The organism is Bradyrhizobium sp. USDA3010 (assembly GCF_056429065.1).
Genome location: NZ_JBWJZD010000025.1, coordinates 1 through 18,604 on the forward strand (window position 1 = coordinate 1; position 18,604 = coordinate 18,604).

General features: G+C 64.5%; 16 protein-coding genes. 4 read left to right on the forward strand and 12 right to left on the reverse strand.

Annotated elements, in window-relative coordinates; all coding sequences use genetic code 11:
* Together AC066Y_RS29925 and AC066Y_RS29930 are read right to left on the reverse strand one after the other, a co-directional pair.
* Positions 1-1,701, reverse strand: a 1,701-nt coding sequence (locus AC066Y_RS29925) for a beta strand repeat-containing protein (RefSeq protein WP_478277001.1), incomplete at its 3' end; no start/stop codon positions are given.
* The gene (locus AC066Y_RS29930; protein ID WP_478277002.1) at positions 1,643-1,975 is read right to left on the reverse strand and encodes a hypothetical protein; all 333 of its coding nucleotides are present in this window, start codon (positions 1,973-1,975) and stop codon (positions 1,643-1,645) included. The genes AC066Y_RS29925 and AC066Y_RS29930, both read right to left, overlap by 59 nt.
* A gap of 2,144 nt (positions 1,976-4,119) precedes the next feature.
* On the opposite strand from AC066Y_RS29930, the gene AC066Y_RS29935 reads away from it, so the two are divergent.
* Positions 4,120-4,656 carry a LabA-like NYN domain-containing protein gene (locus tag AC066Y_RS29935; RefSeq protein WP_478277091.1) on the forward strand — a complete coding sequence of 179 codons (537 nt, stop codon included), beginning with the start codon at positions 4,120-4,122 and terminating at the stop codon, positions 4,654-4,656.
* Between the two features lie 140 nt (positions 4,657-4,796).
* Here the strand turns inward: AC066Y_RS29935 and AC066Y_RS29940 are convergent, their stop codons facing one another.
* The 4 genes from AC066Y_RS29940 to AC066Y_RS29955 are packed head-to-tail and all read right to left on the reverse strand — an operon-like array spanning position 4,797 to position 9,287.
* Positions 4,797-5,567, reverse strand: coding sequence for an SDR family NAD(P)-dependent oxidoreductase (locus tag AC066Y_RS29940; RefSeq protein WP_478277003.1), 771 nt, complete (start codon positions 5,565-5,567; stop codon positions 4,797-4,799).
* 53 nt (positions 5,568-5,620) lie between these two features.
* The gene (locus AC066Y_RS29945; RefSeq protein WP_478277004.1) at positions 5,621-6,418 is read right to left on the reverse strand and encodes an SDR family oxidoreductase; all 798 of its coding nucleotides are present in this window, start codon (positions 6,416-6,418) and stop codon (positions 5,621-5,623) included.
* Positions 6,418-7,806 carry a transaminase gene (locus AC066Y_RS29950; RefSeq protein WP_478277005.1) on the reverse strand — a complete coding sequence of 463 codons (1,389 nt, stop codon included), beginning with the start codon at positions 7,804-7,806 and terminating at the stop codon, positions 6,418-6,420. The genes AC066Y_RS29945 and AC066Y_RS29950 overlap by 1 nt, the downstream gene beginning before the upstream one ends.
* Complete coding sequence (locus AC066Y_RS29955) at positions 7,803-9,287, reverse strand: aldehyde dehydrogenase (protein ID WP_478277006.1); 1,485 nt, start codon at positions 9,285-9,287, stop codon at positions 7,803-7,805. Before AC066Y_RS29955 ends, AC066Y_RS29950 begins: the two co-directional genes overlap by 4 nt.
* A gap of 218 nt (positions 9,288-9,505) precedes the next feature.
* Here AC066Y_RS29955 and AC066Y_RS29960 point away from each other — a divergent pair, with 218 nt between their 5' ends.
* The 3 genes from AC066Y_RS29960 to AC066Y_RS29970 all read left to right on the forward strand — a co-directional run bounded on the left by AC066Y_RS29960 (position 9,506) and on the right by AC066Y_RS29970 (position 12,902).
* The gene (locus AC066Y_RS29960) at positions 9,506-10,768 is read left to right on the forward strand and encodes a Tm-1-like ATP-binding domain-containing protein (RefSeq protein WP_478277007.1); all 1,263 of its coding nucleotides are present in this window, start codon (positions 9,506-9,508) and stop codon (positions 10,766-10,768) included.
* Positions 10,765-11,430: an HAD family hydrolase gene (locus tag AC066Y_RS29965; protein WP_478277008.1), complete on the forward strand. Its 666-nt coding sequence runs from the start codon at positions 10,765-10,767 to the stop codon at positions 11,428-11,430. Before AC066Y_RS29960 ends, AC066Y_RS29965 begins: the two co-directional genes overlap by 4 nt.
* Positions 11,431-11,549: 119 nt before the next feature.
* Positions 11,550-12,902, forward strand: a complete 1,353-nt coding sequence (locus tag AC066Y_RS29970; protein ID WP_478277009.1) for an aminotransferase class III-fold pyridoxal phosphate-dependent enzyme — start codon at positions 11,550-11,552, stop codon at positions 12,900-12,902.
* Here AC066Y_RS29970 and AC066Y_RS29975 read toward each other — a convergent pair.
* The 6 genes from AC066Y_RS29975 to AC066Y_RS30000 all read right to left on the reverse strand — a co-directional run bounded on the left by AC066Y_RS29975 (position 12,888) and on the right by AC066Y_RS30000 (position 18,604).
* On the reverse strand, positions 12,888-13,205 hold the full coding sequence (locus AC066Y_RS29975; RefSeq protein ID WP_478277010.1) for a hypothetical protein: 318 nt from the start codon (positions 13,203-13,205) through the stop codon (positions 12,888-12,890). The two genes, AC066Y_RS29970 and AC066Y_RS29975, sit on opposite strands and share 15 nt — an antisense overlap.
* Positions 13,202-15,214, reverse strand: coding sequence for a copper amine oxidase (locus AC066Y_RS29980; RefSeq protein WP_478277011.1), 2,013 nt, complete (start codon positions 15,212-15,214; stop codon positions 13,202-13,204). The genes AC066Y_RS29975 and AC066Y_RS29980 overlap by 4 nt, the downstream gene beginning before the upstream one ends.
* 65 nt (positions 15,215-15,279) lie before the next feature.
* Positions 15,280-16,299, reverse strand: coding sequence for a branched-chain amino acid ABC transporter permease (locus AC066Y_RS29985; protein ID WP_478277012.1), 1,020 nt, complete (start codon positions 16,297-16,299; stop codon positions 15,280-15,282).
* Positions 16,300-16,304: 5 nt separating this feature from the next.
* Positions 16,305-17,171 carry a branched-chain amino acid ABC transporter permease gene (locus AC066Y_RS29990; protein ID WP_097676476.1) on the reverse strand — a complete coding sequence of 289 codons (867 nt, stop codon included), beginning with the start codon at positions 17,169-17,171 and terminating at the stop codon, positions 16,305-16,307.
* Positions 17,172-17,187: 16 nt separating this feature from the next.
* On the reverse strand, positions 17,188-17,886 hold the full coding sequence (locus AC066Y_RS29995; protein ID WP_478277013.1) for an ABC transporter ATP-binding protein: 699 nt from the start codon (positions 17,884-17,886) through the stop codon (positions 17,188-17,190).
* Positions 17,873-18,604 (reverse strand): ABC transporter ATP-binding protein, encoded by a 732-nt coding sequence (locus tag AC066Y_RS30000; protein WP_478277014.1) that lies wholly within the window; start codon positions 18,602-18,604, stop codon positions 17,873-17,875. Before AC066Y_RS30000 ends, AC066Y_RS29995 begins: the two co-directional genes overlap by 14 nt.

Genomic DNA, 18,604 nt, shown 5'->3' on the forward strand with positions numbered 1-18,604 from the left:
GCCAGAACTCAATGCGGCACTGGTGGTGCCCGCCGCAACGCCTGCAACCGTTTTGGTGTCGGCCGCATCGACGTCGGTATCGTTGGTCAGTACGTTACCGGTCGGATTGACCCCGGCCGTGCCGTTGTTCACCCCGCCCGCCTCGGTCGCCGAGGCCACGTCGGCCACCGCGACCGGCGCGTCGTCGGCGCCGTGGATCGTCACCGTCAGCGTCGTCGTCGAGGTCTGCCCGGCGGTGTCCTTCACCGTATAGCTGAACGTATCGGTCAGCGTGTCGCTCGAGGTGCGCAGCGCCTCGACCGCGCCCTGGCCGTTGTTCACGGTGTAGGTATAGGAGCCGTCGGCATTGAGATGAAGAGTACCGTGCGCACCGACCACGTCGGTACCGGCGCCAGAACTCAATGCGGCACTGGTGGTGCCCGCCGCAACGCCTGCAACCGTTTTGGTGTCGGCCGCATCGACGTCGGTATCGTTGGTCAGTACGTTACCGGTCGGATTGACCCCGGCCGTGCCGTTGCCAACACCGCCTGCCTCCGTTGCAGAGGCAATATCGGCCACCGCAACCGGCGCGTCGTCGGCGCCATGGATCGTCACCGTCAGCGTCGTGGTAGCCGTCGCCCCCGTGGTATCCTTCACCGTATAGGAGAACGTATCCGTCAGCGTGTCACTAAACGTGCGCAGCGCTTCTACCGCGCCCTGACCGTTGTTCACCGTATAGGTATAGGAGCCATCGGCATTAAGATGCAGAGTGCCATGCGCACCAACCACATCGGTGCCGGCGCCAGAACTCAACGAGGCGCTGGTGCTGCCTGCTGCAACGCCCGCAACTGTCTTGGAAGCAGCGCTGAAATCGAAATCGTTCGTTAGGACGTTGCCGGTCGGATTGATGCCAGCAGTGCCGTTATTAATACCGCCCGCTTCTGTCGCCGATGCTGTATCGGCAACGGCTGCGATAGTGAGATTGCCCGAGGCGTCACGTACTTCAACTTTCTCGATCGCCGAAACCTGCAGGTTGAGCGTCTTGAAGGTATAAATCGTGCCGTCCGCCTGGCCGGTCTGCGCACTGATGTGCGCAGGGACCCAAATATTCTTATAATACGAGATCTCGGCCTGAATATCTGGGTCAGCTAACTGCGCGGCGCTCAGCCAGATCTGGAGCGTATCAACGTCCGGCGTCGCGCCCGCCTTGCCGAGCTGCACGGCGCCATTTCCGCCGTCGTAGGAGTCGTAGCCCTGGAACGTTGTACCCGAGACGACCGTAGACGCGCCAACAATCCCGAGACTCGTCTGATCGGTTCCAGAATAAATAATCCCGCCGCTGATTTGCTGGTTGGTGGCGGTGAAGCCGGTCGATCCTAAGATGTACTGATTTTCATAGGCTTTATAGATCAAGGTATCCGACCCTGACCCGCCCAGAACGGTATCAAAGCCGCTGCCGCCATTGAGGGTGTCATCTCCGGAACCACCGTTGAGGCGATCATTACCGGCACCGCCGGACAGCGTGTCGTCGCCCGAGCCCCCGACAAGATTGTCGCTGCCGCTCGTGCCCGTGAGGATGGTGGTGCCGCTGGCGCTTGCCATTAGAGATGCTCCAATATTCTTCTCGTAAAATCCGCGCGAAATTACGGATTCGGCTAATTGATCAATTAGCTGTTGAACTAATTGGCTCGAATTCCGGGATGATGGTTTGATGGCTGACAAGCGAAGCCGCGCCTTCGCTCGGCCAGGACAGCGTGTGGAAATCGAGCGCGGCGCTCAACGGCGGCGCTTCCAAAACTGCATCAATTGATCCCACCGGCCTTGACGCCGGCCGATCAATTAGTGTCTGCGGATCATTAGCCGTGACAACCAAGTGCTCGATCGAAAGATCGCCTGACAATGAGGAAGATGAATTTAAAATTCCCTCGAGGCGCGATCCGACTTCGGACCAAAGGATTGGCGGTTCGGCCCTCCCAATGAAATTCACGCGACTCAATACACACTCCCAAAATCTCTGCCGACGCAGAGCAGGTGTGATTGCAGTCGAAAATCAATTCATCAAACTACTCAAACGCTCGTGTAAAAAAAATCTGCGAGCGTTTCGACTGACAAGCAATCGCCATCCGTTTATGTTTTTGCCGTCTGCCGTGCTGTGAAAGACCTCGAACGCACTACCCTGCCCGCTTCGGTGTGCGGCTCTGAACTCCGCACGCATTAAAATTCTTTTTCTCTAAACTGTTTCGTCGTGAGAAGGCTTGCACTCTGTGTCCGCAAAAATACGAAGCAAGCATCTCAAACCCAATTTAAATGCAATCTGCCGCAAATTTGCGCGGCCGTCTAGCGCCGCACGAAATCCCCGTTTTAACCATTAACGTCGATCCGACAAGGAGCTCCTCTTTATCACACGTGGTATCCGTGGCTTTACGGGGAAGCCATGACAAAGCGGCGGTCGGACGCGACCGTGAAACTACGGTCATTCTGTCGAACCATCCATTGGTGAAGAACGGCCGGAAAGCAGCGCTGGACTTTCACGCTAGATCAGCGCCGCGCTGTAGTTCTGAATGGCGGACCTCATCCAGCGTCCTGCAGGCACGGGCTGCTGCGACAACGACGATGGCGATCCGGATCCGATCGGTCGGTTCTACGAAGCGCTCAAAGACTTCGCCCGTCTCAAAAGCACGTCCCAGAATCCCCTCCGAGCCGCCCGCAACTCTCTAGGTTCGATTGTCCCCAGCGCGCGACCGCCAGCAGCGGCTTGCCGGTCTGTCGGCCGCTACCGATTGCTTGCGCGCTCTTCGTCGAGAAGCTGCGAATGAAGCTTCTGGATCTGCACGTTTCGCTCGAGCTGGGACATTGTCGTTCTGCGCCTACCCTGCCAACGCCTTGCAGGGCATTCTCCCGATTGAGCAACTCGGGAAACGGAAGCAGCGGCCGGACGAGGTCGGTCGCTTTGATCACACCGGACGCCCTCCCTCCGCCTTTGCGATCTGATCCGGCAAGGCGCTGCGGGCAATCCACGAGCACGCCATTTAGGCTGGACCGCGGCCGGATCCGCCTCCTCTTCGATGGCCTGGCGCGCGGCCCCGCAACCAGCCAACGGGATGCAGAGCGCAAGGACGGCGAGGCATTGCGCGCGCTTCGGCCAAGTCGCCACACCCGGCGGTCAATCAAGTATCCGGCGAGTCCGGCCAACTTCCTGCCCGTCGAGTTGCTAGGCGGCAGGGATGTCGACGCTGGCTTCAACTCACAGGGCGGCCAAACAGAGCGATTGGTCAAAGCCGATCGGCGTTTTGCGGGTTCAGCGTCACAGCGCTTAGCGAAACCATCGTCTCGGCGGATGAGAGACCTGCGTCATCGACGACACCGCCTAGGTAGCGCGTCGTGTCCCCAGGTAAACAAGAAAACCCGCTGATCCTAGTGGCTCAAAATCGGCCAACCGCGGCCGGCTGCCATCGACGAGCGCTAGGGATTTCCAGAAACGGAGCAACAGACATCCGCGAGCCACTTCCCACTAGGACCGAACGACGCACAATCATTAGTCGTAAAGTAATTGTCCTACATCCGCCAAGTTTGTATTGACAAGGCCCGCATTGCAAAAAAGTGGTATCTCGTAATTTCGCGTCGGCAGGAAATGGGCGGCTGTACTCTGAATTGATTTTTGGGTGTAATTTTGTTGGTCACGTGACCCTGTGCGCGACGGCCGTTATCGCCGTTGCGCCGCACTATCGCCCGTCATTGCGGACACTTTCGCCGATAAAGCTAGGCTGTTGTTCCTAGGGCCGACGGATATCCGAATTGGAGACAAGCACACCGGTCATTGCAACTGATGCCATCAAAGCGCCATAGCGGGCAACTCTCTTGTTAGCTGAACGTGTGTGCACGTCGGGGGGCCGGCAGCATCATTGTTCAACGTGCACCGGTCCGTCCGCACTCGGATTCCGCGTGCCTAAGGCATCTTTATCAATAAGCGCACGATCAGAGTGATGATCGCGTCGCTCGAGTTCGTGTTTTTTCCGACCGAGTCCTTGCCTTTGGATAAGTGATTTAAGCAGAAGACATTAGGTGGCGCCCGATGCGCTCAAGAAATTCTTAGAACGAAAAGCAAAAAGGCAAATGATCCGGGCGTCATGGGGATTTGGGATGACCGATCGCATTGCACTATTCATTGACGGCGCGAATCTTCACACGACGGTCAAGAACCTCGGCTTTGAAGTCGACTTCCGCCGATTGCTCTCGGAGTTCGGCAAGCATGGGCAAATCGTCCGTGCCTATTTCTACACGGTCGTGAGGGACGACGACGAATTCAGCAGCCTTCGGCCGCTGGTGGATTGGCTCGATTACAACGGATATGCGGTCAGGCGAAAAGCCGCCAAGCAGCACGACGACGGCGATGGACGGAGGCGAATGAAGCGCAGCATCGGCATCGATCTCGCGGTCGACGCACTGGAAATCGCGCACCGCATCGACCATGCGTTCCTGTTCTCCGGCGATGGTGACTTGCGAGCCGTTGTCGACGCTGTCAGGCGGATGGGCGTGCGTGTCACCGTCGTTTCCAGCATTCGAACGAAGCCTCCGATGATCGCCGATGAGCTTCGCAGACACGCCGATGTCTTCGTTGAACTCGAGAGCCTCAGGTCATCGATCGAGCGTCCCGCGCATCCGATAGCGCCGGAATGACGCTGCGGCCGCCTGCCCAAGTCGCCGGCGGAGATCGGCTGAAGACGCGAGCGCGGCACGGTCAAGGGGGTTTGAACAAGTCCGTCGTCATTGCCGCGGCTGCTTCTCGTGCCGCGTTCCGATTGCTTCGAAACGAGGCTCTACACGGCGCGGTTTTGCGTCGGCGAGCGGCCGCCGCCATCGGCGACCAGCACTGCTCCGGTCACGAAGGACGCCTCGTCGGAGGCCAGGAACAGGCAGCATGCCGCGATCTCGGCGGGCTCGGCCATCCGCCCCAAGGCGATCCGTCGTTCGACGCCGCGAAACTCGGTCTCGGGTGTGGTGCCATTCTGGTCCGCGAGCAACTGCATTTCATAGGCGCTCATCGGCGTCCGCACCCAGCCGGGCGCCACCGCATTGGCGCGGATGCCGTCGGCGCCGTGAGCATAGGCCAGCGAACGCGTGTAGGCGACGACGGCCGCCTTGCTGGCGGCGTAGCTTGCGCTGTCCGGGCTGGCATTGAACGCGGCAACCGAGGCGATGTTGACGATCGCGCCGCCACGCTGCTGGAGCAGCGGCAGGGATGCCCGGCAGACCCGCATGGTCCCGGTGAGGTTGACATCAAGCGTCCTGGCCCAGACCTCGTCGGAGATGCTCGCTGGCTGATCCGGCACGATCAGGCCGGCGGCATTGACGACGATATCGAGCCAGGCGCCGCAGGCGGCGACGGCGTTGGCAATGTCGTCCGGACGCGTGACGTCGCCATGGACCGCCTGCCCGCCGCACTCCGCCGCGGCTGCTTGCAACTCAGCCTCACCGAGCCCGAACAGCACGACGCGCGCGCCGCTCAATGCCAGCAGTGAAGCCGTGGCCCGGCCGATCCCCGTGGCTGCGCCGGTCACCAGCGCGGTCTTTCCGTCCAGCCGCGGCATCAGGACATGATCCGGAAAAGTGGAAACCGGTCTTCCGAAAGGATCATGCTCATCTAGAGCCCCCACTGCCGTTCGACGGCAAATCCGGTCTCCGGCAGCGTCGAACCGCCGTCGACGACGATGGTCTGCCCGGTGACATATTTGGCCTCGGTCGAGGCGAGATAGAGCATCGCGCAGGCAATGTCGTCCGCGCTCCCCATACGCCCCATCGGGATGAAGCGCTCGAGCTTCGCCTTGTTCTCCGGCGCGCTCATAGTGCCCCGGCCCGGCTTCTCGATGAAGCCGGCTTCGACGCCATTGACCGTGATGCCGTCGCGCGCGAGCTCGAAGGCGGCGCCGCGGATGAACGCGTTGACGCCGGCCTTCGCTGCCGAGTAATGCGCGCCGCCGCCCATCGCGACGCGCGCCGACACCGAGGACGTCACCAGAATGCGCCCGAACCGGTTGGCGCGCATATGCGGAATCGCAGCCTGTGCGAGCCAGATGCTGGCGTTCAGATTGAGCGTCAGCGTCTCGTCGAGCTTGGCTTCGTCGAGTTCGTCAAGCGAGGCCCACGGACAACCGCCGGCATTGTGCACGACGATATCGAGCCGGCCGCATTTGGCGGCGACATCGTCAATCATCGCACGCAAGCTGCTGCGATCGAGCCGGTCGAACGGCACGCAATGCGCGGTTCGTCCGTCGTCAGCGAGTTCGCGCGCCAGTGCCTCGGCCACATCGAGCGTCCGGTTGGCGATCACCGCGGTCGCACCCGCTTGCGCAAGGCGCCTGACAATGGCCGCACCGATCCCGCGGCCGCCGCCGGTGACGATGGCGACCCGGCCGTCGAGCTTGAACGGAGGCGCCTGCATCAGATTGCCCCCGCGCCGCGCAGCAGATCGATGAACTGCGCGAACACCGCCGTGTGCCTGTCGACGTCCCGCCCCGACGTCGCCGGACACATCAGCAGCATGGTGTGGAACGGAGTGACCAGGATGCCCTCGTTCATGTAGAACGCATGCAGCAAGGTCTCGAGATCGGGTTGCCGACCGGCAATGACGTCGGCGCCGCTGCGTGGCGGCCGTGGCATGAACATGATCTCGGCACGTGCGCCGATTTGCGTGACGTGCCAGGGCAGATCGGCCGCCTCGATCAGCCGACGCGCCTCCTGCGCGAGCCTGGTCGCGGTTCCGATCATCCGCTCGTAATTCGCTGAGGTCAGCACCTTCTCCAGCACCGCGCGCATGGTGGCGACCGTCAGCGCGTTGCCGGCGAGCGTGCCGCCGAAGCCGAGATGCGCCGACTGCCGCTCGCGCGGATTGACGTGGGGGACGAGCTTCCAGAGCCGCTCGGCAATCTCCTGGCTGAGGCCGAACACGCCGGCGGGGATGCCGCCCGCGATCGCCTTGCCGGCGACGAAGATGTCGGGCTCGAGCCCGTGGCTCCCTGTGTAGCCGTCCGGCCCACACGACAGCGTATGGGTCTCGTCGATGATGAGCACGGTACCGGCGCGGCGGGTTAGGTCGCGCAACGCCTGGTGAAAACCGGGGTCGACCGGGATCATGCCGAAATTCGTCATCAGCGGCTCGGTCAGCACGCAGGCGACATCGCCCTGCGCCAGCGCCGCTTCGAGCGCCGCGACGTCGTTGAACTCGACCACCCGGCTCACGGCGTCATGATCGATTCCGTTGGGATGGATCATGTTGCGCAAGCCGACGCGGCCGTCGCGGATCTCGACATGCGCCTCCTCGACTCCGCCGTGGTAGCACCCGGAGAACACCAGCACCTTGCGCCGGCCGGTGATCATGCGCGAGATGCGGATCGCGGCGCGGTTGGCGTCGGTCGCCGACGTCGTCAGCGTCCAGTACTTCGGGCCGAAGCGGCGCGACAGCTCGGCGCCGACCCAAAGGCTGTCCTCCGTCGGCACCATCATGGTCGCGCCACGCTTGAGCTGATGCAGCGCGGCTTCCGTCACCGCCTCCGGCGCGTGGCCGCACATGCCGCCGGTGTCGCCGAGGCAGAAATCGATATAGTCGCGTCCGTCGATATCCCGGATATGCGCGCCATGCGCCTCATCGGCATAGATCGGAAAGCCGCCGGCCCAGCGCCGCATCCAGTGCGACGGGCCACCATAGAGGTAGTGCTGCCGTCCGTCCTGCCAGGCCGCCGCCGAGCGCGGATGCAGCGCCCGGAAACGTTCCTGCTCGGCATCGAGCAAGCGATTCAGAATGCCTGGTCGTTCGGCGGTTGCTGATGTCATAGCGCGATCCAGGCGGTCTTGAGGTCGGTATAGGCGTCGAGGGCGTGGAGCGACTTGTCACGTCCAAAGCCCGATTGCTTGAAGCCGCCGAGCGGCACCGTGATATCGGCGCCGCCATAGGCATTGACGTGCACGACGCCGGCCCTAATGGCGCGCACCATGCGATGCGCCGTCGACAGACTTCCGGTCCACACCGCCGACGCAAGCCCATAGGGCGTCGCATTGGCGAGCGCCGTGGCGTCCTCCTCGCCGTCGAACCGCGTGACAGCCAGCACCGGGCCGAACACCTCCTCGCGCCAGACCTCCATCGATGGCGTCACCTCGGTGAGGATCGCGGGCGCCATGAAGTTGCCGCCGCTCTCGACGCGGATCTGCTCGCCACCGATCAACCGCTTCGCGCCCTGCGCTTCCGCGCGGGCAACCGCATCCAGGTTCTTGCGCAACTGCACCTGGCTCGAGATGGCGCCGATATCCGACGTCAGATCGAGGGGATCACCGACCTTGAGCTTTGCGGTGGCGTCGAGCAGCGCATCCATGAAGCGATCGTAGATCGCGGACTGCACCAGCAGCCGCGAGCCGGCGACGCAGACCTGGCCCGAATTCCGGAAGATGCCGTTGGCCGAGACCTTGGCCGCGTGCTTGATGTCCGGCACGTCGGCGAAGACGATGTTGGGCGACTTGCCGCCAAGCTCGAGATGAACCCGTTTCAGGTTCGATCGCGCCGAGCATTCCAGGAGCCGGCGGCCGACCGCGCCCGAGCCGGTGAAGGCGAGCACATCGACATCCATATGCAGCGCGAGCGCCTCGCCGGCCGAAGCGCCGCGGCCGGTGACGACGTTGAGCACGCCGTCCGGCAGGCCCGCCTCGGTCGCAAGCTCGGCAAGCCGCAGCAGCGTGAGCGACGCCAGCTCCGGCGCTTTGACCACGACCGAGTTTCCGGCGGCGAGCGCCGGACCGATCTTCCACGCCCCGATCATCAGCGGGAAATTCCACGGCACGATCACGCCGACGACGCCAAGCGGCTCGCGATGCACGAGCCCGAGCACGTCACCTGAGGTCGGCGCGATCTCGCCATACACCTTATCGATCGCCTCGGCGTAGTACCTGACGGTGCCGGCCGCCGACAGCGGTTCGGCCTTGTAGGCCATGCCGATCTCGGTGCCGTTGTCGCGCACACCGAGCACCGCGATCTCGAGCGCGTGCTGCTCGATCAGATCGGCGAACCGCAGCAGCACCTTCTTGCGCTGCGCCGGCGCCGCGCGCGACCAGCTTCCCTGCTCGAAGGCCTGCCGCGCCCGCTTTACCGCACGGTCGACATCGGCCGCATCGCCGTCTGCAATCGTCGTCAGCACCTGGCCGTCGATCGGCGACACCACATCGAGCCGCGCCTCGCCAACCGCCTGCGCCGGCCGGCCGCCGATGAAGAGCTGCTGGGCCGGAATTACGGCCGAGCGTAACAGATCGATCTGGGCTTGCTGCATGCGGGATCATCATGACGGTGACAAGAGCAGCTCCCGACCGGAGACCGCTGGCATGGCGCAATCCTCGCCAAATCAAGGCTTTGGCAGCAATCAACCGATAGGTGGATGTCGCCGCGGCCAGCGCCCTCATAGCGTGATCGCACGATGGCCGAACGCCCTGCCCGCTGGGTGCAAACCAACTCGTCCACATCCCTCACGCCGCCGGCGAGCCGAAGGTCATGCCCGAGATCACGCAGCCCCGCATTCTTCTGATCGGCACTGGAGACACCAAGGCCGATGAACTGCTGTTCATGAGCGCGTGCATCGCGCGTGCCGGCGGCAGCACGATCATGATGGACATCAGCGTGCTCGGCGATCCGCCGTATCAGCCCGCACATGACAAGCACGCGGTGGCCTCCGCTGCGCAGACCACGATTGCGGCGATTGCGTCCAGCGGCGATGAAAACTCCGCGATGTCGCTGATGGCGATTGGCGCCGCAAATCTGGCACGCGAGCTCGCGGCGCGCGATGCCATCGACGGCGTGATTGCGATCGGCGGCACGATGGGAACCGACCTTGCGCTCGACGTCGCGCAGGCGCTGCCGCTCGGCCTGCCGAAGCTGATCGTCTCGACCGTCGCATTCTCGCATCTGATCCCGCCCGAGCGCGTCGCCGCCGATCTGATGATGATCCTGTGGGCCGGCGGCCTCTATGGCCTCAACGGCACCTGCACCGCCGTGCTGTCGCAAGCCTGCGGCGCGATCGTCGGCGCGGCGAAGAGCGCCATCAAGCCGAGCCGGGACCGGCCGATCGTTGCGATCACCTCGCTCGGCAAGAGCTGCTTGCGCTACATGGTGGAGCTCAAGCCGCAGCTCGAGCAGCGTGGCTACGAGGTGGTCGTCTTCCACACCACAGGCATGGGTGGCCGTGCCATGGAGTCGATCGCCGCCCAGGGCGGCTTTGCTGCGGTGCTGGACCTCAGCCTACAGGAGGTCGCCAATCAGCTCACCGGCTCGGTGGTCAATTCAGGCGCCGACCGGCTGGAGAATGCGGGTAGAGCCGGCATTCCGCAGATCGTCGCCCCCGGGGCGGTCGACATGGTCGACTTCCCGGCCTGGCTTGGGATTCCGAACGAGCTCACGGATCGGCCGTTCCACGCACACAACCGGCTGCTCGCGTCGGCGACTTCGGGAGCCGCCGATCGCCGCCGGATCGCACACGCGATTGCGGAGAAGCTCGCCGGCGCCAGTGCGCCCGTCGCCTTTGTGCTCCCCGCCGGCGGCATCCAGCAATGGGACCGCGAAGGCGAGGCTTTGCACGATCCCGACGCCCTCGCCGCCTTTGTCGACGCGATGCGGTCGGCGGTCCGGCCACCGGTCGAGCTGCACGAGATCAGGGATCACATCAACAGCGCGGCGTTCAACGAAACCGTGCTCGGTATCTTCGACCGCTGGGTCGCGGCCGGCATTGTCCGCCCCGGCCGCGCAACGGTTGCCGCATGACGAGGCCGTTCGCCCAGGCGCTGGTGCTTGATTTCGGCGGCGTCATTTCGAAGACCCTGTTCGAAACCCATGACCTGACCGAGCGCGCGCTCGGGCTCGCACCGTGCACGCTGAAATGGCTCGGACCATTTGCCCCCGATAGCGATCCGCCTTGGGCTGCGATGCAGCGCGGCGAGATTTCCGAACGCGACTACTGGCTGACCCGCAGCCGCGAGGTCGGACGCATGGTCGGCGAGGACTGGCGCGACATGGAGACCTTCGTGAAGCGCGCGCGCGGTGCCGATCCCGACACCGTGATCCGGCCCGAGGCGGTGCGCGCGATCAACCTCGCCGCCGACGCCGGGTTCCGGCTTGCGATCCTCTCGAACGAGCTCGACCTGTTCTACGGTGCGGAGTTTCGCACCCGTCTCTCCATCCTCAAGCGCTTCGACACCATCGTCGACGCGACCCATACCGGGATCCTGAAACCCGATCCGCGCGCCTATCAAAGCGTGCTGGACGAATTGGCGCTGGAAGCAGAAGATTGCGTCTTCGTCGACGACCAGCGTCGCAACATCGCGGGCGCTGCCGCGTGCAACATGCGCACGGTGCTGTTTGACGTGCGCAGCCCGGCCGCGTCCTACAGCGAGGCGCTGCGGCACTTCGGGCTGCAATTCGACTAAAGCGTTTTCGAGCGAAGTGGGTACCGGTTCGCGTGAAGAAAACGCGTCAAAACTAGAATCTGGAGCCCCGTTCCGATTCCGTCGAAACGGAAAAGGCTCCAGCCGGACAGAGAGCGATCATGCGCGACAGAAACTTCCTGGTTGAGAACAACGCCAAGCCGATCTGGCACCCGATGGCCCATCCCGCCGAGATGCGGGCGCAGCCGCCGCGGATCGTGATGAAGGGCGAAGGCGTCCACGTCACCGACATCGACGGCAACACCGTGATCGATGCGGTCGGCGGCCTGTGGAACGTCAATCTCGGCTACAGCTGCGATCCGATCAAGAAGGCGATCGCGGATCAGCTCAGCGCGCTACCGTATTATTCCGGCTTCCGCGGTACCTCGAGCGGCCCCTCGATCGAGCTCGCCTACGAGCTCACCGAATGGTTCAAGCCGGAAGGCATGGTTCGCGCCTTCTTCACATCAGGCGGATCGGACTCGGTCGAGACCGCGCTACGGCTCGCGCGGCAATACTGGAAGATCAAGGGCCAGGCCGACCGCATCAAGTTCCTGGCGCTGAAAAAGGGCTATCACGGCACCCATTTCGGCGGCGCCTCCGTCAACGGCAACGCCAATTTCCGCCGCAACTATGAGCCGATGCTGCCCGGCGTATTCCATATCCCGGCGCCGTCGACCTACCGCAATCCCTTCAACGAGACCGATCCTGCCAGGCTCGCGCAGCTGTGCGCGGCGGCGATGGAGGAAGAGATCGCGTTCCAGGGCGGCGATACCATCGCGGCCTTCATCATGGAGCCGGTGCTCGGGGCCGGCGGCGTGATCGTGCCGCCGGACAGCTTCATGAAGCTGGCGCGCGAGATCTGCGACCGGCACGGCATCCTGATGATCGCGGACGAGGTCGTCACCGGGTTCGGGCGCACCGGCGCTTGGTCGGGCTCACGGCTATGGGGCGTCAAGCCTGACATGATGACGGTGGCCAAGGCGATCACTTCGGGCTATTTCCCGCTCGGCGCGACGCTGATCGGCGAACAGGTCGCGGAAACCTTCGAGACTGACACGACCACGTTCGGCTCGATTGGGCATGGCTATACTTATTCGGGCCATCCGGTCGGCTGCGCCGCGGGCCTTGCGGCGCTCGCCGAGACCCGCCGCCTTAAACTCGACGAGAATGCCGCCGCTCGCGGCAACGACCTCGCGCAGGCGCTGGCCGTGCTCAAGGCCAAGCATGCGCTGGTCGGCGACGTCAGGGGCAAGGGCCTGATGGCCGCGCTCGAGCTCGTCGCCGATCGCGACAGCAAGAAGCCCGCCGACAAGAAGATCATGGCGAAGGTGGCGGATAGCGCCTACGAGGCCGGCGTGATGCTGCGCGTCTCGGGCAACAACCTGATCCTGTCCCCGCCCCTGATCCTCACCGCATTGGATGTGAAGGCGATCGCCGACGGGATCGACGCCGGCCTCTCAGCGGCCGGCTGACAGCGCGCTGACACATGCCATGGCGCGCTCGAACGGCGCGCCATCCGCCTTGTCGCGGTCGAGGCAATCGGCCAGCGATGCTGCAGACATTGTCTGATCGGTGCAGAAGATCCGCATGAAGTCGGCCGCGAGTGCGACCTTGCGCGGCGCGGATTGGCGCTGCCAGTCGCCGCTGCTCAAATAGAGCAAGGACGCATCGTCGGCCCCGCTCTCGGCCGCCGCGCCCCGCGCGGCCGGCTGCGCCGCCAACAACGCCAGCAGCGCGCCGACAACGGCTCCCGTGCGATGCACGCGGCCACTCATTTTGTGTCCCTGGCATTCACCATCGGCGGCACGTCGAGCGCGGGATTGCGATCGAAGAAGTTGAACGGACGGAGCCGGAAGCCATGCCAAAGGCCCGGCATGACCGGCCAATCCTCGGCGCGCGGCACGTGGCGGAAGCCGACCGTGTACCACAGCACGAGGTCGCGATCCTCGATCGGCCGCTTTGCGGCGGTCCATTTCGGCAGGCCATCGACCTCAGGATTCTCGTTCGGGTACATGCCTGCGGCATATCTCTCGTCCCTGGCGTAGGCCGAGGTCCATAGCGTGTAGGCGCTGAAGCCCGCGCGGAGCTGGATCGGATCGTCCTTGGCGAGCAATGAGACGTCGGAGTGTCCCGGCATCAGCTGATAGCTGGTGCGATAGCCGCGGCTGTTGGTCTTGCCCGTACTCTCGATCCTGAACTGCGCCGCGCTCAGCGGCGTCGTGATCGGTCCTTCGGTCGCGACCGGCCTGGTGTCGACCTGCCAGAGGCTCTTGCGCTGGCCCTCATCCAGCCGGCGGACGCTGAAGCGGTCCTCGACCAGCCGGTTCGCGGTGCCGTCGATGTCCATATCGATCCGGAACGTCATGTAGTGATCGTGATTGACGGCCAGCAGCCGCTCGTCGACCAGCGTCCCGTAGGCGGTGTCCTGCTTCGCCGTCGGGTCGCTCAAGGTCCGGCTTGCCACGCCCTTGGTCGCATCGATGCCGTAGGCGCCGAGCCGCACGTCGATGTTGCCGGCGCGGTCGAACACGTAGTCCACCAGATAGTCGTAATTGCCGACCACCGGCGCCATCCGCACCACCAGCTCATTGTTCGGCCGCACCTCGGCGGTATTGTTGAGCAGCTCGCTGTGCCGCCAGATCGGATCGCCGGTCGGGCGCTCGAAGATGCAGACCGCGCCCTTGGAGACGACCGGCATACCCTTGGTGTCCGAGATCGTCAGATCGAGGAAATGCGCGCCTTCGGGGCAATCGATGCCGCGCTGCAATTCGCTGGAGAGCACGCCAAAGCCGTATTCGCCGATATCCATATAGGCGCGGAACGACCAGGTCGGCGCCGGGTCCATATAGGGCACGAACATCTCGCTCGCCGAGATCTGATAGGCGATGTCGCGGAACGTGCCGTGATCGTCGTAGCGGATCAACGACAGCACCGCGCCGACGCGCGGCTCGAGACGGACATGGAACGACCAGTTGTCCCAGTGGACCTGGCCGCCCTCCACCTTCACATTGCTGCCCTCGGGCGCGGTGATCTCGATCGGCTTCGGCGGCTTGCGGTATTTTCCGGAGTCGGCATAGGCATGGGAGGGTGTCTGCGCCGGCGGCGGCAGCACGCCGAGATCGGTCACCGACAGCACCGTCCTGCTCTTGAGATCGACCTGGGCGACCAGGTTCTCGATCGGCTTGCCCCAGAGATTGTTGGCGGCGCCGGTCGTGTCGACACAGGGAACGTTGAGCAGGCGGCGGCCTTTCAGGGCCGGGTCGCTCACCGGCCCGACCGTCAACGGCAGGCACAGCACATTGTGGAAGTCGGTGATGCCGCGCTTGGCCATCGCGGCGATCCAGCGCGGGTCCTGCTTCGGCAGATCACCGGCAGACATCAGTTCGTCGATGGTCAGCGCAGCCTCGTGATCCCTGACCTCGTCCCAGCCGAGCAGGCTGCGTGCGGCGAGATCGATATGCGCTTCGTAGAGATGTCCGCCGCTCAGCAGCGTCACGTTCGCGCGCCGCGCGAAGGGTTGTCCGGGCTTCCACGCCCGCACCTCGTCCTTGGGGTCCTCGTCGACCGTCATGGAGACGACCCGCGCCGCATCGTCGAGCTTGCCGGCGCCGCGGAGAATCTCGGTGACCGAACGGATTTCGTCCGTCGTCAGCCCATCCATCGGGTGCGTGGCGGCCGCCTGCGGCCACATCCTGCGCTCGGCCTGCGCCGGCAGCGGCGCCGCCATCGTCATCGCAACCAGGCCGGCCAATGCCGATCCGCATCCCCGGAATATCAGAGCCATCACACCCTCCACGCAAAGCCGGAACCGTCAGAATACAAGCAATGGTGACCGCGTGAAGGCCTGCCTCATCCGGCGACCCGTTCCGATGCGGCCGGCAGGATGGTGGGCGGGGCCGGCCGTGGCGCGGCGCGGTGGACATCGAGCAGCCGCACGCCGAGGCGAGCGCGCAAGGCCGGCCAGATGCCGCGCGGCGCCACGATCATCACGACCACGGCAATGATGCCGAGCCCGACCAGATACCAGCCGCCGGACAGGCCGAGCGGCCCGGTCATCAATTCGCGCAGGCCGAAGAAGATGATGACGCCGAGGATCGGGCCCTCCAGCGTCCCAATACCGCCGATGATCACGATGAACATCATGTAGACGGACCAGTTGACGTCGAAGGCCGCGAGCGGCGCGATGAACAGGTTGCCCATGAAGCTCAACGCACCCGCCAGCCCGCATCCCGCCGCCGACAGCACGAAGGCGATGAAGCGATTGTGCCGGACGTCGACCCCGACGCTCATCGCGGCGAGGTCATTGTCGCGCACGCTCATCAGCCCGAGCCCGAAGCTCGAGGTCATCATCTTGTACAGCGCCGCGATGGTGACCAGCGTCAGGCCGCCCGCCAGCCAGAACATGGTCGGCTCGAACCAGTCGAAATCGATCAGCTTGCTGGTGGCGAGCGGCACGCCCGAGGTGCCGCCGATCGCCTGCGATTTCATCGTGAAAGCGCCGATGATCTCGGCGAACACCCACATCGCGATCGAGAAATAGGCATCGCGCAAACGAAACAGCGGAAAGGCGATGATCGCCGCGACGGCGGCGGCTACCAACGGCGCCACCGGCAAGACCCAGATCGGGGTCACCTCGAGCCAGCCGGAAGTCAGGAACAGCGCATAGGCGCCGAAGGCGATGAAGACCTGGTGGCCGAGCGAGACCAGCCCGGCGTAGCCCGCCAGCAGGTTCCACATCTGCGCCATGGTCAGCAGCAGCAGGCATTCGGTCGCGAGCCGCAGGATGCCCTCGTTCAGCACGAAGGGCGCGCCGGCGATAGCAGCGACGAGCACGATGGCACAGGCGAGGAGAATTGTCCGTGTCGGCATCAGCGTCATACCCTGCTCGACACGAGACCCGACGGGCGGATCAACAGCATGATGAAGAACAGGAGGTGCGCATAGAGCAGCCCCGCGTTCGGATCGATCTTCAATCCGATCAACTGCGCCATGCCGAGCGCGATGCCGCCGAGCAGCGCGCCCCAAAACGAGCCGAGCCCGCCGAGCACCACGACCTCAAAGGCGATCAAGAGCCGCTCGGCGCCCGAGAACGGCGTGAAGCTCGACCGCACCGCCAGCAGCACGCCGCCGATCGCACCGAGCGCGAGCGACAGGCCCATGACATAGTTATAGACCCGGTCCGGCTTGACCCCGGACAGCCGGACGATGTCGCGGCGGTCGGCGGTGGCGCGCACGATCCGCCCGAACTCGGTATGGCGCAGCACGAGCTGCAGCGCCATGAACAGCAGCGCGGCGAGCACCAGCGTGAGCAGCGGCATGATGCCGATGTTGAGGCCGGCAATCTCGAGGCTGGCGCGCGAGAGTTCACCGACCTGGAGGCTGCGCACGTCGGCGCCGAAGATTTCGACCATGACGTTACGCAGGATCACCGAGACGCCGAAGGTCAGCAGCAGCGGCGACAGCGGATCGGGCGACGTCACGACCCGGTTGACGATGGCGGCCTGGTAGAGCCAACCGACCGCAAAGGACAGTGCGATCACCGGGATCAGCATCAGCAGCGGCGAGACCTGCGGAAACAGGTTGGAAAGCAGCACCGCGCAGAACGCGCTCAGCACCATGAATTCGCCGTGTGCGATGTTGACGACGCGCATCACGCCGAACACCAGAGCGAGCCCGATGCCGAGCAGGCCGTAGAGCCCGCCCAGCAGGGCCCCGTTGATCAATGTCTCAACCCAGATCATGTCGTGCCAATCCTGGCTAGTTACCGAAATAGGCGTGCGTCAGCTGTTCCGGCTGCAACCCTTGCGCCGGGCCGGTCAGCGACACCCGCCCCTTCAACAGGCAGTAGATCCGCTCCGACGTCGCGAGCGCGCGCTTGACATCCTGCTCGACCAGCACGACGGCGGTGCCCTCGCGGCGAATGTCGGCAAAGGAGCGATAGATCTGCTCGACCACGACAGGCGCGAGCCCGAGCGATATCTCGTCGCACAGCAACAGCCGCGGGTTCGACATCAGCGCGCGGCCGATCGCCGCCATCTGCTGCTGGCCGCCGGAGAGCTGGCCCGGAAACATCCGCCGCCGCTCTTCCAGGATCGGGAACAGGTCGAACACCCGCCGTAGCGTCCAGCTGCCCTTACAACGGTTGACGCTGCCCATCAGCAGGTTCTCCTCGATGGTCAGCGAATCGAACAGCAGCCGGCCTTCGGGCACCATGATGAGCCCAAGCCGCGACACCTGCTCGGCCGGCATCTGCGAGATGTCGATGCCGTCGAAATGCACCGCCCCGCGCCGCTCCTCATTGAGCCCGACCAGCGCTTTCAGGAATGTCGACTTGCCGGCGCCGTTGGCACCGACCAGCGCCACCGCCTCGCCGTCGGCGACCGTGAAATTCATGTCGAACACGGCCTGGAGATCGCCGTAGAAGATCTGCAGGCCGTTCACATCAAGCAACGCCATCGGCCTTCAATCCCATGTAGATCTCGCGCACCACGGCGCTGTCCATCACCTCGGCCGGCGGCCCCTCCAGCACCTTGCGGCCGAAATCGAGCACCAGGATCCGATCCGACACTGCGCGCAAGGCGTGCGGAATGTGCTCGATCCAGATCATGGCGTGATCTGCCTTCACCGACTTGATGATGGCAACAAGGCGCTCGACCTCGGGCTCGGTCAACCCGGCGGCGATCTCGTCGAGCAGGATCAGCTTGGGTTTCGAGGCCAGCGCCTTGGCGAATTCCAGCCGCTTGCGGTCGATCAGCGGCAAGGCGCCCGCGAGCTTGTCCGCCTTGGCGTCGAGCCCGGTCCGCTGCAGCACCTCCATCGTCCAGCTCGATGCCGCCTCGCCATACAGGCCCGCGCCGTAGGACGCCGCGACCAGCGCGTTCTCGTAGACCGACAGATGCGGAAACGGCTGCGGGATCTGGAACGCGCGCCCGAGCCCCATCCGCGCCCGGCGATGCGGCGGCAGGCCTGATATCTCCCTGTCGTCGAGCGTGATCGAACCGCCGTCGGCCGTGATCAGGCCGACGATCAGGTTCAACAGCGAGCTTTTGCCGGCGCCGTTCGGGCCGATCACGCCGAGGCATTCGCCGCGCGCCAGCTCGAAGCCGACATTGTCGGCGACCACGATCTCGCCGAAACGCTTCGACAGCCCGCTGACGCGCAGAAGAGGCGCCAT

What these genes read in the sequence shown, in the direction of transcription:
- AC066Y_RS29990 (WP_097676476.1), bottom strand. Translation starts at nt 17,171, where the DNA reads ATGATCTGGGTTGAGACATTGATCAACGGGGCCCTGCTGGGCGGGCTC.
- AC066Y_RS29965 (WP_478277008.1), top strand. Translation starts at nt 10,765, where the DNA reads ATGACGAGGCCGTTCGCCCAGGCGCTGGTGCTTGATTTCGGCGGCGTC.
- AC066Y_RS29950 (WP_478277005.1), bottom strand. Translation starts at nt 7,806, where the DNA reads ATGACATCAGCAACCGCCGAACGACCAGGCATTCTGAATCGCTTGCTC.
- AC066Y_RS30000 (WP_478277014.1), bottom strand. Translation starts at nt 18,604, where the DNA reads ATGGCGCCTCTTCTGCGCGTCAGCGGGCTGTCGAAGCGTTTCGGCGAG.
- AC066Y_RS29935 (WP_478277091.1), top strand. Translation starts at nt 4,120, where the DNA reads ATGACCGATCGCATTGCACTATTCATTGACGGCGCGAATCTTCACACG.
- AC066Y_RS29960 (WP_478277007.1), top strand. Translation starts at nt 9,506, where the DNA reads ATGCCCGAGATCACGCAGCCCCGCATTCTTCTGATCGGCACTGGAGAC.
- AC066Y_RS29955 (WP_478277006.1), bottom strand. Translation starts at nt 9,287, where the DNA reads ATGCAGCAAGCCCAGATCGATCTGTTACGCTCGGCCGTAATTCCGGCC.
- AC066Y_RS29970 (WP_478277009.1), top strand. Translation starts at nt 11,550, where the DNA reads ATGCGCGACAGAAACTTCCTGGTTGAGAACAACGCCAAGCCGATCTGG.
- AC066Y_RS29945 (WP_478277004.1), bottom strand. Translation starts at nt 6,418, where the DNA reads ATGCAGGCGCCTCCGTTCAAGCTCGACGGCCGGGTCGCCATCGTCACC.
- AC066Y_RS29975 (WP_478277010.1), bottom strand. Translation starts at nt 13,205, where the DNA reads ATGAGTGGCCGCGTGCATCGCACGGGAGCCGTTGTCGGCGCGCTGCTG.
- AC066Y_RS29985 (WP_478277012.1), bottom strand. Translation starts at nt 16,299, where the DNA reads ATGCCGACACGGACAATTCTCCTCGCCTGTGCCATCGTGCTCGTCGCT.
- AC066Y_RS29940 (WP_478277003.1), bottom strand. Translation starts at nt 5,567, where the DNA reads ATGCCGCGGCTGGACGGAAAGACCGCGCTGGTGACCGGCGCAGCCACG.
- AC066Y_RS29980 (WP_478277011.1), bottom strand. Translation starts at nt 15,214, where the DNA reads ATGGCTCTGATATTCCGGGGATGCGGATCGGCATTGGCCGGCCTGGTT.
- AC066Y_RS29995 (WP_478277013.1), bottom strand. Translation starts at nt 17,886, where the DNA reads ATGGCGTTGCTTGATGTGAACGGCCTGCAGATCTTCTACGGCGATCTC.